Here is a 15,338-nt window from a genome sequence, read left to right as displayed (position 1 = left end):
AATTACTCATCTAAAACTTAGGAAGATCGTCATGAGCATAGAGTCGCTGTACCACTTTTTCTTCGAATCATTCGCTGGCGTGGGCATTCTGGTGCTTGCAGGCCTCGTGATTTCGGTCTTGGTGTGCGTGATTATGGAGTGGCGCACCCGCCAAACATTCAAAGATCGCGGCGAAGTCGAAGACGACGATGACGATTTCACCTTCTTCGATGATGACGATGACGAGGACGAATAGTCGCCGAACCAACCAGGCACCTCAAGCCCACAACCGTTGAAAGAAATGCCGGCTTCGTGTCGGCATTTTTATTTTGAGGAAGGCGCCCGAGGGATAAAGCTCCCGAGCTCGGCTCCCCGCGCTCCCGAAATCAGAAATCCTCAGGCTGAAAAAACAAGTGCAAGGGCGTTGCGCTTGCACTTGCAGCGTTGCGCGCGCTTTTTCAACTAATCCAAATGCAAGCGCAAACCCCGCGCCTCCATTCGCAGTGCCGAGGTTACTTCTTCAGCCAACCACGAAATCGAATCTCATTTTTTCGAAAAAAGTGCTTGCATCCACGAATCGCTTCAGATATAGTACTAACTCGCTTCAGCAAGAAGCCACGCGGGTGTGGCGGAATTGGCAGACGCGTACGGTTCAGGTCCGTATGGGGGCAACCCCATGAAGGTTCAAGTCCTTTCACCCGCACCACTTAAAACTTGAGGCCAGGAGTTCACTCCTGGCCTTTTTCTATTTCCGGGAATGCCGAGCCACAGCTTTGACTTAAACGCCGCTGCCGGCGCGAAAGGGCAAACTTTTCCAGCGCGAGCGCAAAGGCGCAAGATTTGCCAGTGCGAAGGCGCAAAACCTTGCTTGGCAAGCATGGGCACCGCACCATCGATTGCAAATAGCGGCGGTTTTGACCACTTCGGCGTAAATCGTGGTCAAAACCGCCGCCATTTGCAAACGCCGCTCTCGCGAAATCTATCTGCAAACGTCTCCTTCGCGAAGCTCCTTCACTTTCAGCCCAAAACGAACGAAGGCCCCGCGCTCATCTCGAACGCGGGGCCTTCAAAGGCAACCAAAATCTGAATTAGTCTTCGCTGATCTCGGTGATGCAGCCCATGGGGCATTCCTCGACGCAATCGCCGCAGGCGATGCATGCATCTTCGTTCTCGACAACGACAACGCCGCCGGCAATCTCCAAAACGTCCTGCGGGCAAGCGTCAACGCAAATGCCGCAGCCAATGCACTCTTCGGTTTCAAGCACAGGATGAGCCATTGTGTGCTCCTCTCACTTGTGTACTCAGCTTCAACGCTGAAAATCAACACTGACAAAAACTCAAACCGGCACCCCGCCGGCTCAAATCACTGACCGCAAAATACCATGACTTGCAGCGTTTGCAAGAAGAAATTCGGAAATGGCGTTGAACGGTTCCAACCTTTTTGTAACGCGTTAGCAAAACCCCACGTCACACGTTCAGAAGATAGCCGCATGCAACAAATTGCATTTTCGAATTGCTCGTTTTTTTCATAGGAAACCCTATGAATTATTTGCGGTAATCAGGTTTCTGTGGGATACTAACCACCGTGCAACCAGCAACCGCACACAATTTCATAAGTTTCGCTTACACACACCTTAAACACCGCACGAGCGAAAGGATCCATGGCGCATGGCCACTAAGCTGTCTAGAACTTCATCTCCCGTCGAGGCGACGCTTTCCTTCATGTCTGACAAATGGAAAGTCCTCATTCTTCGCGACCTTCTTACCGGCACGAAACGCTTTGGCGAGCTGAAGAAATCTATCGGCAGCATCTCCCAAAAAGTGCTCACCTCAAATTTGCGTGCCATGGAAGAAGACGGCCTGCTCAAGCGTGAAGTGTTTGCCGAAGTGCCGCCGCGCGTCGAATATACGCTCACCGATCGCGGCCGCAGCCTCGAGCCCGTCATCGACGCCATGCGCGTCTGGGGCGAGGCGCACATGGCCGAACTCATCATTGAAGAAGAAGCCACCTACAAGCAGAACTAAGTTACGCACGTTTCAGCGTTTTGATGAGCGCCCAGTCGCGCTGCTTCAACTTGTCGTCAGACAAATCTTCCTGGAACGATTCGAACGCCACGAACGGGCGCCCCAACAAGCGCGTTGCGGCATTGAGCGGCAGCTTTGCATGGTAGCCATCTGAGAGCATGGCCGCCGCAATCCCATCGGCCACGATAATCGCCGCTGGGTCAAGCGCTTCCACTACGAACGTCGCACGCGCGGGGTCGCCAACAAGCGACGCATCCACTATCACGGGGTCTGGCATGCCAATACCTGCGCATGCCGCGCAAAGCGCAGAAAACACCTGGTCAGGCAATTCGCCAAAACCAACGATGCACGCATCGGCATCCACGTCGCCCGCAATGGCCGCATCGTATTCCGCGAGCTGCTCGAACTTCGCATCGAGATACATGTTACTTTTCGCTGGTTTTTTCACACCTATCCCCTTTTCTTGCTTTCAATGCAACACGCGCGGGACCATAATAGCCCCAAACCCGAGAGGCCAAACAGCAAAACCCTCTTCGGGGCAACTCCGACGGAGCAACCCGCCCGAAAGGCAACGCGCTCAGTCGCCGCACTTCCAGTCGCGAGCGGCAACGTAACGTCTAAAAGCGAACGCCCGCCGAAAACCGTACGGATGAGCGCCCATCGCGCCCATCGCCATTTTTTGCGCCAGCCCCAACGACCACCGGCCAACGAGGCCGAAGCGTCGCCCGCGTGGCGCAGTGAGAGGAGCCACCATGTGCACCAACGGCATTAACACCGGCCAGTTCGAGCAAATGATCGAGCAGATCGACGACCACATCAAGCTGGAACGCCGCTGGGCCCACAACCTGGCCCACCAGGCAGAAGACGCAGGCTTCGAAACCGCCGGCGAGAAGCTCCATGCGGCCATGAGCGCCCTCGACGACATTCGCGCGCTGCTCGACGACGCCAAAGAAGCCCTGGAAGACGACGCTGAAAAGGCCAGCGGCGTGACCGTCAAACTGGTGTAAATCATGGCTCAAGACCTTATGAGGTTCTCGGTCGCAATGCCCGAGAACCTCTTGGTTCGCTTCGACGCCCTGGTCGCGCGACGCGGCCTGGCGAAAAACCGCAGCGAGGTCATTCGCGACCTGGTGCGCGACGCGCTCATCGAGGAAGAATGCTCCATGCCCGGCGAAGAGGTCATGGGCACGCTCACCATCGTGTTCAATCACCACACGGGAGACGTGCGCGACAAACTCGACGGCATTCAACACGAGTTCTTCGAGCAAATCATCTCGAGCATGCATGTGCACCTCGATGCCGAAGCCTGCATGGAGGTCATTATCCTGCGCGGCGAAAGCGGCCTGATTCAAACCATCTCGAATATCATCCTGGGCACGAAGGGCGTAACGCACGGGCATCTCACCATGACCTCGACGGGGCATGGCATCTACGACAACCAGCCCACACCGGGCACCGATGCCGTGAATGCCGCGCGCGCTTACGCGCACGACCACCCGCATACCCACGGCCATAGCCACACGCACTAGCCCCAAGGAGCATCCATGAGAGAAGCCCTCGACATAGAAGTTCATGGCGTCGTTCAAGGCGTAGGCTTTCGCCCGTTCGTCTTCAACGCCGCGCTGCGCCACAACATCTGCGGTTGGGTGCTCAACGCCACCGCGGGCGTCTTCGTGCACGCGGAAGGCGAGCCCGAAGACATCGACGCGTTGGTTATGGAAATCAACAGCAATGCGCCGGCCGCCTCGCGCGTGGACGAAATCAATATGAAAGAAGCCCCTCTCGAAGGGTTCTCCGATTTCGAAATTCGCTATTCGGACGAAGCCGAAGCCGACGCGACCACCCTGGTGTCGCCCGACTTGGCGACGTGCGACGAATGCGTGGCCGAGCTGTTCGACCCGCACAACCGCCGCTACCATTACCCGTTCATCAATTGCACGAATTGCGGACCGCGCTTCACGATCATCGACAGCCTCCCCTATGATCGCGCGAAAACTTCCATGGCGGGATTTCCCATGTGCGAAGCGTGCGACGCCGAATATCGCAACCCGGCGGACAGGCGCTTCCACGCACAGCCCGACGCATGCTTCGAATGCGGTCCCCATATCTCCTGGTGGGAAAAGAGCTTTGCGGAAAACCCCGCAACGGACAAAGCTTTTGACGGCGCCGATGCTGACGAGGACGGAACGCTGTGGGGTTGCACCCTTCAGGCCAGCGATGCGATTTTCGCGCGCGCGGCCGAACTTTTGCATGAAGGGGCCATCGTCGCCGTGAAAGGCCTTGGCGGCTTCCATTTGGCATGCGACGCACGCAACCCCGAAGCCCTCGCCGAGCTGCGCCGCCGCAAGCGCCGCGAAGGCAAAGCATTCGCGGTTATGTATCGCACGCTCGACGATGTGCGTGAAACCTGCCAGGTCAACGACGCCGAACGCCGCTTGCTCACGGGCACGCAGCGACCCATCGTGCTCTTGAAGAAGCGCAGCGACGCGCAATTCGCCGCAGGCCTCGCCGACCATCTTCCCGAACTGGGCGTTATGCTGCCGTATACGCCGGTGCAGCACCTGCTGCTTGCCGCGTTCGGCGGACCGCTCGTCATGACGTCGGGCAATCTGCACGATGAGCCCATTTGCATGACCGATGACGAGGCGCGCTCCCAGCTCGCAGGCATCACCGACGCGTTCCTGGGCAACAACCGCCCCATTCGCTGCCGTTTCGACGATTCGGTCGTGCGCGTGATTTCGGCGGGCAGCGCCGGCGACGCCGTGCAAATGGTGCGCCGCGCGCGCGGGTTCGCGCCCATGCCAATTTCGCTTGCGAAGAAGGGTGATCAGGACAGCGGCCAGGCAAAGCGCGTGCTGTTCGCCGCAGGCCCCGAACAAAAGAATACGTTCTGTCTGCTGCGCGGCGACGAGGCGTTCGTGAGCCAGCATATTGGTGACATGGAAAACGCCGAGACATTCGACGCGTGGCTTTCGGCAAAAGAGCATTTCGAGAGCCTGTTCCAAGCCGTGGCCGAAAGCCTTGCGTCCGACATGCACCCCGAATACCTCTCGTCGAAATGGGCCGAAGAGGCCCATCGCCGCGCAGCCGACGCAGGCGAAGAGCTGCCCCTTGAGAAAATCCAGCACCATCACGCGCACATCGTAAGCGCCATGGCCGAATGCGGCCTCGACGAAGCGACCATTGGAGTTGCTTTCGACGGCACGGGCTACGGTTACGACGGGCGCATTTGGGGCGGCGAGGTTCTGCTCGCGAACCGAACCGATTTCGAGAGATTCGCGAACTTCGCCTACCTTCCCATGCCAGGCGGCGCGGCGGCGGTGAAAAACCCGCTGCGCATGGCCTATGGGGCATTGCACGAATTCGACCTGCTCGATCACCCCGCGGCCGCCCCCGCGATTGAGGCGCTCGGCGATGCCGCCCAGGTGTGCGACCACATGATTGAACGCGACCTGAATTGCCCGCGCACCTCAAGCGTCGGCCGGCTGTTCGACGCCGCGAGCGCGCTTTTGGGCGTATGCGAGCACCCCGCCTACGAAGGCGAAGCCGCTGCGTTGCTGGAGGCGGCCATAAGCGACGCCTCGTTGGGCCGAAAGCGAACCATCGACCCCGAAGCCGCAGGCGACGCCTACCACATGGGCGTTTCCAAGAATTGCGCCAACCCCGACAGCACCGCGCATGACACGAGTGTCATTCTGCTCGACGCCCAGCCCGTATTCGCGAGCATGCTCGATGACATGGCGGCAGGCGTGGCGACGTCGGATATCGCCCGCAAGTTCCACGACGCCATGGTCGAGGCCATTATGCAGGCATGCCTGGTGGCAAATGCCGCCTACGGCATTTCTACCGTGGCGCTTTCGGGAGGCGTATTCATGAATCGCTACCTGCTCGAGCACACGCTCGCCGCGCTCGAAGCCGCCGGCTTCACCGTCGCACTCAATAAAGAGCTGCCGTGCAACGACGGCGGCGTTTCATTCGGACAAGCCGTCATCGCCGCAGCGCGCCACGCGCAGGCAGATGCGCAGAAATAGAGGGAGGAACCCAATATGTGCCTTGCGATTCCCGCAAAAATCACCGAGCTCGACGAGGGCAATATGGCCACCGTCGACATTTTGGGCGTCACGCGCTCCATCTCCATCGACCTTACCCCGCAGGCAACCGTAGGCGACTACGTGCTGGTGCATGCGGGATTCGCGATTGAGGTGGTAAGCGAACAGGCCGCGAACGAAACGCTCGATCTTATTCGCCAATTCCCCGAATTCGCCGACGACGTGCAACCCGCGCCCGCGGTGTAGGTGGCAGCCATGGTTGACCAAAACAGCTTCAAAGACCCCGTGCTTGCACGCGGGCTCATCGAAAGCATCCAGGCGCTCGCGCCCGAGCATGCGACCCTTATGGAAGTATGCGGAACGCACACCGTCGCCATCGCCCGAAACGGCATTCGTTCGCTCATGCCCGAAGGCTGCCGCCTCGCAAGCGGTCCAGGCTGCCCCGTATGCGTGACGAGCAACCACGACATCGATACGGTCATCGCGCTCTCGCGCGTTCCGAACGTGATTATCACCACCTTCGGCGACATGACGCGCGTGCCTGGCTCCACGAGCTCGCTTCTTAAGGAACAGGCCGCGGGGCGCGACATTCGCATCGTGTATTCGCCCCTCGACGCGCTGACGGTCGCCAAGGAAAACCCCACGCGTCCCGTCATTTTCGTAGGCGTCGGCTTTGAAACCACCACGCCGCTCGTTGCCATGGCGATCAAACGCGCCAAGGCGATGGGGCTTGCCAATTTCAGCGTATATGCAGCGCACAAGAACATGCCCGGTGCGCTCGACGTGCTCATGGGCGACCCCGAGCTGAAGGTTAACGCCCTCATTTTGCCGGGGCACGTAAGCACCATCATTGGAATGAAGCCTTACCAGTTTTTGGCCGAGAAATACCACATCCCCGGCGTTATCACCGGGTTCGAGCCGCTTGACGTGCTCGAAGGCATCGCCATGATTATGCGCCAGCTGCACGAAGGGCGCGCCGAAATCGAGAACGCGTACGCGCGCGGCGTCATGCCCGAGGGCAATCCCGTGGCACTTGCCGCGATTGACGAGGTGTTCGATACCTGCACCGCGACATGGCGCGGCCTTGGCCCCATCGAGGGAAGCGGCTACCGAATTCGCGATGAATTCGCCGATTTCGATGCGATGCGCGTGCATGAGGTCGAGGTAGAGCCCACGATCGAGCCGAAGGGGTGCCGCTGCGGCGATGTCCTGCGCGGCATTATGGCACCAAGCGAATGCCCGCTGTTCCGCAAGGTTTGCACGCCGGAAAACCCCGTAGGGCCCTGCATGGTGAGCTCCGAGGGCTCCTGCGCCGCGTATTTCAGGTATTACTAACTATGATGATGGCTGGTGGTTCCTCGCGGAGGGGCCGCTTCGACATGCTCGGTTTCTCAATTTTTTCCAAAACGGGAAACCGGAGCGAGGCGCATAGGCCGCAAAGCGGCCGGTAGCCGAGCGGGCATGTCGTAGCGGCCCCTCCGCGAGGAACCACCGAAATCGCCCATCGAATCCCGCTATTACTGGATGGGGTCCACACTCATCACCCGATGAAGGGAGTTTTCATAATGGCTGACGAAACTGTTCTTTTGGGTCATGGCTCCGGCGGAACCATGATGAAGCGCATCATCGACGACGTGTTCGCCGCGACATATGGCTCTGAAGAACTTGCCCAGGGCAACGACGCGGCGCTTCTGCCTGCCCCCGCCCCTGGCGAGCGCTTGGCGTTTTCCACCGACACGTTCGTGGTCACGCCGCATTTCTTCCCCGGCGGCAACATCGGCCGTCTGGCCGTTTGCGGCACGGTGAACGACGTTGCCACGAGCGGCGCCAAGGTGAAATACCTCTCGGTCGCCATGGTGCTCGAAGAGGGCTTCCCCATGGATGACCTGCGCCGCATTTGCGAAACGATTCGCGAAGTCGCTGCCGAGGCCGGCGTACATGTGGTAACGGGCGACACGAAAGTCGTGAATCGCGGACACGGCGACGGCATTTACATCAACACAGCAGGCGTGGGCCTGGTGCCGGCCGACGTCGAGCTTTCTGGCGCGAACTGCAAGCCCGGAGACGCCATTCTGCTTTCCGGCACGCTGGGCGATCACGGCATTTGCATCATGAGCCAGCGCGAGAACCTCTCGTTCAACGCTCCCATCGAAAGCGACGCCGCCCCTCTGAACGGCCTTATTGCCGACGTGCTCGCCGCCGCCCCCGATACGCGCTGCTTCCGCGACCCCACCCGCGGCGGCTTGGCCTCGACGCTCAACGAGCTGGGCGCGCAAAGCGGCGTTGACATGGTGGTCTCGGAAGACCGCGTTCCCGTGAAAGACGTGGTACGTGGCGCGTGCGACATGCTCGGCTACGACGTATTCCAGGTTGCCAACGAAGGCAAAATGGTCTGCATCGTGCCCGCCAAGCAGGCCGAAGCCGCGCTCGCTGCCATGAAGGCCAACAAATACGGCGCCGATGCCGCCATTATCGGCCGCGTCGAGGAGGCCAACGAAACCCGCGGCCCGAAAGTCTTTCTGGAAACGGGCTTCGGCACGCGCCGTATCCTCGATATGCTCGTAGGCGAACAGCTTCCGCGCATTTGCTAATTACCCGCAATGGGGCAGGGAAAGCACCCCCTGCCCCATTTTTTTACGGCCGCGCTCGCCCCGCCATCACGCCACCTCCACATTGAGCAGGCGATAATTTCCAGTTGAGGCCCGATTTCGGTACAATACCCCAACAACGAAGATATCACTCAGGCGCGCGTTTTCTGCGCGCCTGCTTCGTGAAGGGGAACTTTCGGCAACACCTGCACCAGATTGCTCCCCGCATTCGCATAATGATTGCGAGAAAGAGGAACCATGCTCATCAACGACACCGAGAAGCTTTACCCCTCGGCGAAAATCCTGGTTCGCGACAAAGTCGCCAGCCGCCTTCACGCCAAGGATGCAAGCCTCTACGATTTCGACGAAGCTGCCGCCGAATGCGCAAAGAACTTCACCGGTTGGGCAACGCTCGCGAGCCAGCCGCCCTATCCTTATAAAAAGATTCAGGCTTTCGCAGAAGGCATCATCGCCGAAGGCTTTAAAACCGTTTTGCTTATTGGTCAGGGCGGCTCCACCCAGGCCCCTATGACTATTACCAAATACAACAAAGTCGACCGCAACGCGCTCGACTTCAAGGTACTCGACTCCGTGTCGCCCGTTCGCGTGCGCTCGATTCTGGCCGGCCTTGATTTGGAGCGTACGCTCGTACTCGTTTCCAGCAAATCGGGCGGCACCATCGAAATGCGCAGCGTGCTCGACGCCGTGCTCGATCACTTCGAGATGTACCTGAAAACCGAGAAAATTCCCTCGCACCTGGTCGCCATCACCGACCCCGGCAGCGACCTGGAGAAGCGCGCCCATGATGAAGGCTGGCGCGCATGCTTCCTTGGCGAGCCCACCGTTGGCGGACGCTTCAGCGCGCTTTCGGTATTCGGCCTCGTGCCCGCTGCGCTCGTTGGCATCGACCTGGGCGGTTTTTTGGGCCACGCCAAAGACGCCGAGCGCGTCTGCAGCGAAAACTCCATCGACAACCCCGCCATTACGCTGGCCAGTTTCCTGTATGACAACTACTTGAACGGCCGCGACAAATTCAGCTTCCTCACGCCAAAGCGCGGGCGCGTGCTTGGTCTTTGGATCGAGCAGCTTGTCGCCGAAAGCCTCGGCAAGCAGGGTGTGGGAATTCTGCCGAACATCGAGCTCGACGCGCTGCTTCTTACCGAAGACCCGAAAGACCGCAGCGTCATCACCTATCAAACCAAAACCGACCTATGGGACGAGCGCAAGAATTTCGACATGAGCCTCGCCTACCTCGACCCGACCATTCCGCGCCTTTCCTTCCGCATCGACAGCGTGCTCGATTTGGCTGAGCATTTCGTGATGTGGGAATACGCAACGGCCATGTGCGGCTATCTTATGAAGCGCTGCCCGTTTGACCAGCCCGACGTCGCCTCCACCAAGGCAGCTGCGCTGAAGTTCCTCGCGGAAGGGTGTCCGAAGCCCGATTTCACCGAGAACTTCATCGGCAACGTGAACATGGGCGAGGCCGAGGTCACCATTGCGCCGTGCATCAAATCGGACACGCTTATGGGAGCCTTGCGCAACCTATTTGCGTCGATTAAGCCGGGCGACTACTTCGCGCTCGATGCATTCTTGCCTTTCGACGGCGAAGGACGCCGCGAGGCGCTCGAGATTATTCGCCATGGCGTCGCCGACAAGCTCGGCGTCGTAAGCTGCCTCGAGATTGGCCCCCGCTACCTGCATTCCACGGGCCAGCTGCAAAAAGGCGGCACGAACAATGGCGTGTTCCTCATGGTTTCGGCCGACGAATTGAAAGATATTCCGCTGCGCCATGTTGAGCCCGAAAGCTTGGGCATGCTCGCGCGCACGCAGGCTGCCGCCGACCTCTCGATTCTTATCGAGCGCGGCCGCCGTTGCATGCACCTGCACCTGCCCGACAATTCCGGCGTGACCATTCGCGCCCTGGGCGATGCCGTCATGAAGGTTCTCGACGAAATCGAGCGAGAGCGCGCCGCCGAATAGACGCGCCCCACAAAAACGAAACGAGCCCGCAGTTCATTGAGCTGCGGGCTCTTCTCTTCGGAAAGAATATCGATGGATCCCTACGCCTCGGGGAAGAACACTTCGCGCATCTCAGCGTCGGCAGCGGCGTCGGCAACATTCGCGCGACGATTGCCGACCCACGAGCCAATCACCATGCACAGAAGCGACACGGTAATGCCGATCACGATTTGGTGCAGGCCGAACAGCTTGAAACCAAGCGCCATGCACAGGCAATAGACAGCCGTGCCGCCCACCATCGACGCAATCGCGCCCACTTTGTTCGCTCGCTTGAAGAAGAGCGCGCCCACAAGAACCCAGCAAAATGCCGTTTCAAGACCGCCGAACGCGAACATGTTGATCTTCCAAATGACGCTCGGCGGAACCACGGCAAGCACGAATACGATAACGCCCACACCCAGGGTAATAATCTGGCTCGAACGAGCCACCACGGCGTCGCTTACCTGCTGGCCCCTATCGTCTGCATAGTGCAGCCACAAGTCTTTGATAATGGCCGAAGACGAAGCGATGAGCAGCGAAGACACCGTAGAAATGGACGCGGCGACAGGACCGATGATCGCCACGCCGGCAAGCCATGGCGGCAGGGTTTCCACAATGGTACGCGGAATAATATTGTCAACGCTTCCGCCGTACGAGGCCAAGTCCCCCGTAAGCACGCCCGCGGAAAGCACGCCGAGCGTGGTAACGCCGATCATCATGGCGCCGATAATGATGGTGCCGCCGATCATCGCGCCGCGCAGGCTCTTCGTGTCTTTGTAGCCCATGCATCGCACCACCGATTGGGGCAGCGCAAACGTGAAAATGCCCACGAGCAGCCACTGCGTGAAGTACAGCGACACAGGCATAGTGCCACCCGAAAGGGGTTCGAGCATCTGCGGATGGTTCGCGCGAATGGTGCCCATGATGTTTTCCCAGCCGCCACCCGCAATAAGAATACCAGCCGCGAGCACCACAATGCCCACGAGCATCGCGATGCCGCACAACGCATCGGTCACGGCAACGCCGCGGAAGCCGCCCACCGTCGTGAAAATAATCACGGCAACACCGAAAATGGCTAAGCCGACGAAATACGAATAGCCCGTCACGGCCTCGAACAGCTTCGCGCCGCCCACGAACTGAGCGACCATAGTTGCCGCAAAGAACAGCACGATAATCAGAGCCGCAGCATTCGCCAACGCATTGCTGCGGAAACGGGCGCGAATCACGTCGATCACCGTAACCGCACCGAGCTTGCGCGACACGAGCGCCATCTTCTTGCCCATGATGCCATAGAGCAAAAACAGCGTCGTTACCTGCACGGCCGCCATATACACCCAGCCAAAGCCGGTTTGCCACGCCTGGCCGGGGCCGCCCACAAACGAGCTCACCGAGCCATAGGTGGCAATGGTGGTCATGGCCAGCACGAAACCGCCGAGCGTGCGGTTGCCAATGAAGTATTCCTTCACGAAGCCGCCTTCGCCCGCCGCCTTCGAACGGCGACGTGCCGCAATCGCGAGCCCGAGGGCAAATACGAGGAAGATGAGCACGGGAAGCAGGCCCGCAATACTAGTTGTTTGCATCGCGTTCCTCCTCGTCCAGGTCGAAATCAGCGAATACCCGACGGCCCAGCACCACAGTCGCCACGATGGCGGCGATCCATGTGCCGACTGTTCCGCCGAACACCCAAAGCGGCGTTCCGAACGCTTCCACATCGAATGCGGAAAGGCCAAAGCCAGCCACTATCCACACCACCACAACAATCGCGAGCGCGACCACGGTCGCCTTCGCCTCGTGATTGGCTTGCGCCATTTTCTCGCGATAGGTCCACTGCTTCTTTTCTGGCCGCACGGTCAGCTCCTCTCCTTCGGACGTGCACGCGCCACGAACGATAACGCGCATATTGTACGCGCCGTCGACCTGCATAAACGATTTTTCCTTACCCATCGGCATTATGCGGGGGTAAGCGGGGCATTCCGAACGAGAGGCGGAGCTATACTTACACCCAGGAGGTATGCTATGCACTTGAAGAAAACGAAGCGCGGCGAGCGCGTATACCTCTCGGTTGTGCAGAACTACCGAGAGGGCGGAAAAACGAAGACGAAGACCATCGAATCGATTGGCTACGTCGACCAATTCACGAGCCAATACGCCGACCCTATCGCCCACTTCCAGAGCTACGTCGCCGAGCTCAACGAGAAGGCGAAGAGCGAAAACCCGCCCATCGCTTTCACATTCCCACGCGACGCAACCATCGACGACACCCATATCGCGCAGGCCCGCTGGGGAAGCGCCATCGCGCTCGCATACCTCGACGCGCTGGGCGTTCGTCGCTTCTTCGAAAATCGCGCGGGACACGTCGGATTTCCCGCGCATGCAGGCCGCATTTTCGAGATGCTCGCATCCGAACGCATGATTCACGTGGCCCCCAAGCGCGAAACGTGGCAACGCCGCGCCTCATTCCCGCGCACGTGCGATTTCACGCTGGCCGACACGTACGCCGCCTTCCAGTGCTTCGCGCGCAACGAGCGAGCTCTGGTGGCGCATCTCTCAAAAGCCTATCAAGCGATTCGCGAGCCCTACCAGGTCAATTCGGTGCTGCTGGTTCTCGCTTCGTTCACGCTGGCCGACACGGGCGACGTGAACGCGACGAACGCTCGACTGGCAGGCGGAATCGATCGCGACGAAGGGCTGTCGATGGGTATTGGCATGCTGCTCGACCGCACGGGCATTCCCATGACCTACCACGTCACGAGCGCCTCGCCGAGCGCCGAAGAGGTATCGGGGCTCGTCGCGAGCGCGAAAAGCAATTTCGGCGCCAAACGCGTCATTGTGGTTGCGGGCCGCACTCCCCATGCGCGCGAAATCGTCGAGACGCTCGCGGAAAGCGGCGATGGCTTCGTCTTTTTCCGGCCGCTCGAAACAGCCGCTTTCGACCTTCAAGCATGGGTCGCCGACGCCTCCGATTACATCACCACGCAATCGGGCAGCTACAAGGTCAAATCGCGCACCGACGAAATGGCCGGCATTCGCGTCAAAGACACGGTGCTCTGGGGCCGCGACTACGCGAAAATCGCCCGCAAGCAAGGCCGAGCCGAAGACGAGGCGCGCGATTTAGCCCTCGATGGCTATATTTGCATATCGTCAAGCGAAACGAAGCTCACCGCTGGCACGCTGTTCCATATCTATCGCGAGCTGTGGCGCCTCACCGAACCGTTTCAGCTGTTGGAATCCGATTTCTCGCCTTCGCCCTACCCCGTCGCCCATGCCATTCACTTGCGCGCGCATTTCCTGGTGTGCTACGCCGCATTCTTCGCCTTGCGTCTGCTTCGCAGCGATATGGGATGGAACAGAAACGCCGCTCAGGTCGCCGATGCGCTTTTGCGCATGGAGGGCAGCCACCTGGCCGAGAATTGGTTTTTGTTCAGCTACCGAAGCCCCGTAACCGACGAGATAGAGCAGGCCGCGGGCGTTGACGTGGCGCGCAGGCTGCGAACGGCCGCCGACATTAAGCGAGACATCGCAAAAGCGAGGGCGCATATTGAAGAAAAATCCCAATAAGCCGCCTGACAAGAAAAAGACAGCGAGAGCCCGTCTCGTGAGGTGAGTTCGGTTGAAAGCTAGGCGACACGTACTTTGGTACGCGAGCCGACGCTTGAAACCGAAATCGCCCGCGAGACGGGATCGCAGCGTCAAGAAAAAGGCCGTTCGTCAGAACGGCCTTTACGTTAAAGTCCCAACGCCTTTTTCAGCGAGGAAACGCGGCGACGAGAAACGGGGATTTTCTCGTCGGTCGCATTCAGCGACAAAAGCAGCGTGCCGCCGGGAACGGGCTCGACCTCTTCGACATGCGAAAGGTTCACCAAGTAACCGCGATGCACGCGGAAGAAACCGTGGCCATCGAGGCGCTTTTCGAGCTGAGCGAGCGACACGGTGGAGAAGTAGCGGTCGTTGTCGGTTTGCAGGTATGCGTAATCGTCGCGCGCCATGACGAAACGAATGCTGTCGATAGGGATGAGAATCTTCTTGCCGCCCTTTTCGACAGGAATGCGCTCCGACTGGCTGGCCTTCACATGCAGCGTGATGTATTCGCTCGCGCGGTTCACAGCCTGCTGCAGGCGATCGGTTTCGACGGGCTTCACCAGATAATCGACGGCATTCACCTTGAAGCCCTCGAGCGCGTGCTCGCTGTAGGCGGTAACGAAAATGACCGCCGGAGGATTTTTCAAACGCTGCAAGGCCTCGGCGAACTGAATGCCATTGACCTCGGGCATGCTCACATCGAGGAACAACACGTCCACGGGATAGCTCTGCATTTTCTCAATAGCCTCGCGTACGCTCGCGGCCTCGGCGAGCACTTCGACTCCACCGACTTCGCCCAGCAAGTAACGCAGCTCGGAACGAGCAGGAGCTTCGTCGTCAACGATAATCGCGTTCAGCACAGCATCCCCCAATAACTGGAAAGTTCGTATAAGGAAGGCGGGCTCAAGCGCCCCGTGCCAACGGCGTAAAACCGTCGGCGAGCGATGCCCGTATACGAATAGTAGCCCAAATACGCGATGTTTAAAAGCGTGGAAACCATAGAATGGGACACCTTTGGCCCCACTTCACGCAAGCTATAGATATCGCTAATGGAAAATACCGCTCACCAGGAAATTCATACCTTTCGCTAGCTCAGGAAAACCAGTCGCCGACAAAA

Annotated in this window: 15 protein-coding genes and 1 tRNA gene; 11 read left to right on the top strand and 5 right to left on the bottom strand. The window is 59.3% G+C overall.

Annotated features, from left to right (window positions below):
* Window positions 1-31 precede the first annotated feature (31 nt).
* Together Q0D41_RS07975 and Q0D41_RS07970 are read left to right on the top strand one after the other, a co-directional pair.
* Window positions 32-235, top strand: a complete 204-nt coding sequence (locus Q0D41_RS07975; protein ID WP_294377621.1) for a DUF6724 family protein — start codon at window positions 32-34, stop codon at window positions 233-235.
* 363 nt (window positions 236-598) lie between these two features.
* Window positions 599-685, top strand: a tRNA-Leu gene (locus Q0D41_RS07970).
* 382 nt (window positions 686-1,067) lie between these two features.
* Here Q0D41_RS07970 and Q0D41_RS07965 read toward each other — a convergent pair.
* Entirely contained in the window at window positions 1,068-1,256 is a 189-nt protein-coding gene (locus tag Q0D41_RS07965; RefSeq protein ID WP_114615306.1) for a 4Fe-4S binding protein, read from the bottom strand.
* A gap of 391 nt (window positions 1,257-1,647) precedes the next feature.
* Between Q0D41_RS07965 and Q0D41_RS07960 the strand changes: the two genes are divergently transcribed.
* Window positions 1,648-2,004 (top strand): helix-turn-helix domain-containing protein, encoded by a 357-nt coding sequence (locus Q0D41_RS07960; protein WP_114615305.1) that lies wholly within the window; start codon window positions 1,648-1,650, stop codon window positions 2,002-2,004.
* Window position 2,005: 1 nt separating this feature from the next.
* Here Q0D41_RS07960 and Q0D41_RS07955 read toward each other — a convergent pair whose 3' ends face one another.
* The gene (locus tag Q0D41_RS07955; RefSeq protein WP_288484683.1) at window positions 2,006-2,452 is read right to left on the bottom strand and encodes a hypothetical protein; all 447 of its coding nucleotides are present in this window, start codon (window positions 2,450-2,452) and stop codon (window positions 2,006-2,008) included.
* Window positions 2,453-2,756: 304 nt separating this feature from the next.
* Between Q0D41_RS07955 and Q0D41_RS07950 the strand changes: the two genes are divergently transcribed.
* The 7 genes from Q0D41_RS07950 to Q0D41_RS07920 all read left to right on the top strand — a co-directional run bounded on the left by Q0D41_RS07950 (window position 2,757) and on the right by Q0D41_RS07920 (window position 10,624).
* Window positions 2,757-3,011 carry a dynein gamma chain protein gene (locus tag Q0D41_RS07950; RefSeq protein WP_114615303.1) on the top strand — a complete coding sequence of 85 codons (255 nt, stop codon included), beginning with the start codon at window positions 2,757-2,759 and terminating at the stop codon, window positions 3,009-3,011.
* 3 nt (window positions 3,012-3,014) lie between these two features.
* The gene (gene nikR, locus Q0D41_RS07945; protein ID WP_294377610.1) at window positions 3,015-3,533 is read left to right on the top strand and encodes a nickel-responsive transcriptional regulator NikR; all 519 of its coding nucleotides are present in this window, start codon (window positions 3,015-3,017) and stop codon (window positions 3,531-3,533) included.
* Window positions 3,534-3,548: 15 nt separating this feature from the next.
* Complete coding sequence (hypF, locus tag Q0D41_RS07940; protein WP_294377608.1) at window positions 3,549-6,035, top strand: carbamoyltransferase HypF; 2,487 nt, start codon at window positions 3,549-3,551, stop codon at window positions 6,033-6,035.
* A gap of 15 nt (window positions 6,036-6,050) precedes the next feature.
* On the top strand, window positions 6,051-6,299 hold the full coding sequence (locus Q0D41_RS07935; protein ID WP_114615300.1) for a HypC/HybG/HupF family hydrogenase formation chaperone: 249 nt from the start codon (window positions 6,051-6,053) through the stop codon (window positions 6,297-6,299).
* A gap of 9 nt (window positions 6,300-6,308) precedes the next feature.
* Window positions 6,309-7,388: a hydrogenase formation protein HypD gene (hypD, locus tag Q0D41_RS07930; RefSeq protein ID WP_114615299.1), complete on the top strand. Its 1,080-nt coding sequence runs from the start codon at window positions 6,309-6,311 to the stop codon at window positions 7,386-7,388.
* 230 nt (window positions 7,389-7,618) lie between these two features.
* A complete protein-coding gene (gene hypE, locus Q0D41_RS07925; RefSeq protein WP_294377605.1) occupies window positions 7,619-8,644 on the top strand; it encodes a hydrogenase expression/formation protein HypE in 1,026 nt (341 codons plus the stop codon).
* A gap of 255 nt (window positions 8,645-8,899) precedes the next feature.
* The gene (locus Q0D41_RS07920; RefSeq protein ID WP_294377602.1) at window positions 8,900-10,624 is read left to right on the top strand and encodes a glucose-6-phosphate isomerase; all 1,725 of its coding nucleotides are present in this window, start codon (window positions 8,900-8,902) and stop codon (window positions 10,622-10,624) included.
* Between the two features lie 80 nt (window positions 10,625-10,704).
* Here Q0D41_RS07920 and panF read toward each other — a convergent pair whose 3' ends face one another.
* A complete protein-coding gene (gene panF, locus Q0D41_RS07915; protein ID WP_294377599.1) occupies window positions 10,705-12,222 on the bottom strand; it encodes a sodium/pantothenate symporter in 1,518 nt (505 codons plus the stop codon).
* Window positions 12,209-12,565 carry a YhdT family protein gene (locus Q0D41_RS07910; RefSeq protein WP_294377596.1) on the bottom strand — a complete coding sequence of 119 codons (357 nt, stop codon included), beginning with the start codon at window positions 12,563-12,565 and terminating at the stop codon, window positions 12,209-12,211. The genes panF and Q0D41_RS07910 overlap by 14 nt, the downstream gene beginning before the upstream one ends.
* A gap of 93 nt (window positions 12,566-12,658) precedes the next feature.
* Here Q0D41_RS07910 and Q0D41_RS07905 point away from each other — a divergent pair, with 93 nt between their 5' ends.
* Window positions 12,659-14,200, top strand: coding sequence for a hypothetical protein (locus Q0D41_RS07905; RefSeq protein ID WP_294377593.1), 1,542 nt, complete (start codon window positions 12,659-12,661; stop codon window positions 14,198-14,200).
* A gap of 167 nt (window positions 14,201-14,367) precedes the next feature.
* Here Q0D41_RS07905 and Q0D41_RS07900 read toward each other — a convergent pair whose 3' ends face one another.
* Entirely contained in the window at window positions 14,368-15,081 is a 714-nt protein-coding gene (locus Q0D41_RS07900) for a LytTR family DNA-binding domain-containing protein (RefSeq protein WP_123219552.1), read from the bottom strand.
* Window positions 15,082-15,338: the final 257 nt, after the last annotated feature.

Source organism: uncultured Slackia sp. (genome assembly GCF_934630525.1).
Taxonomy (GTDB): Bacteria; Actinomycetota; Coriobacteriia; order Coriobacteriales; family Eggerthellaceae; genus Slackia.
The sequence above is the reverse complement of the archived record's forward strand: the minus strand, read 5'-3'. Positions and strand labels throughout refer to the sequence as shown.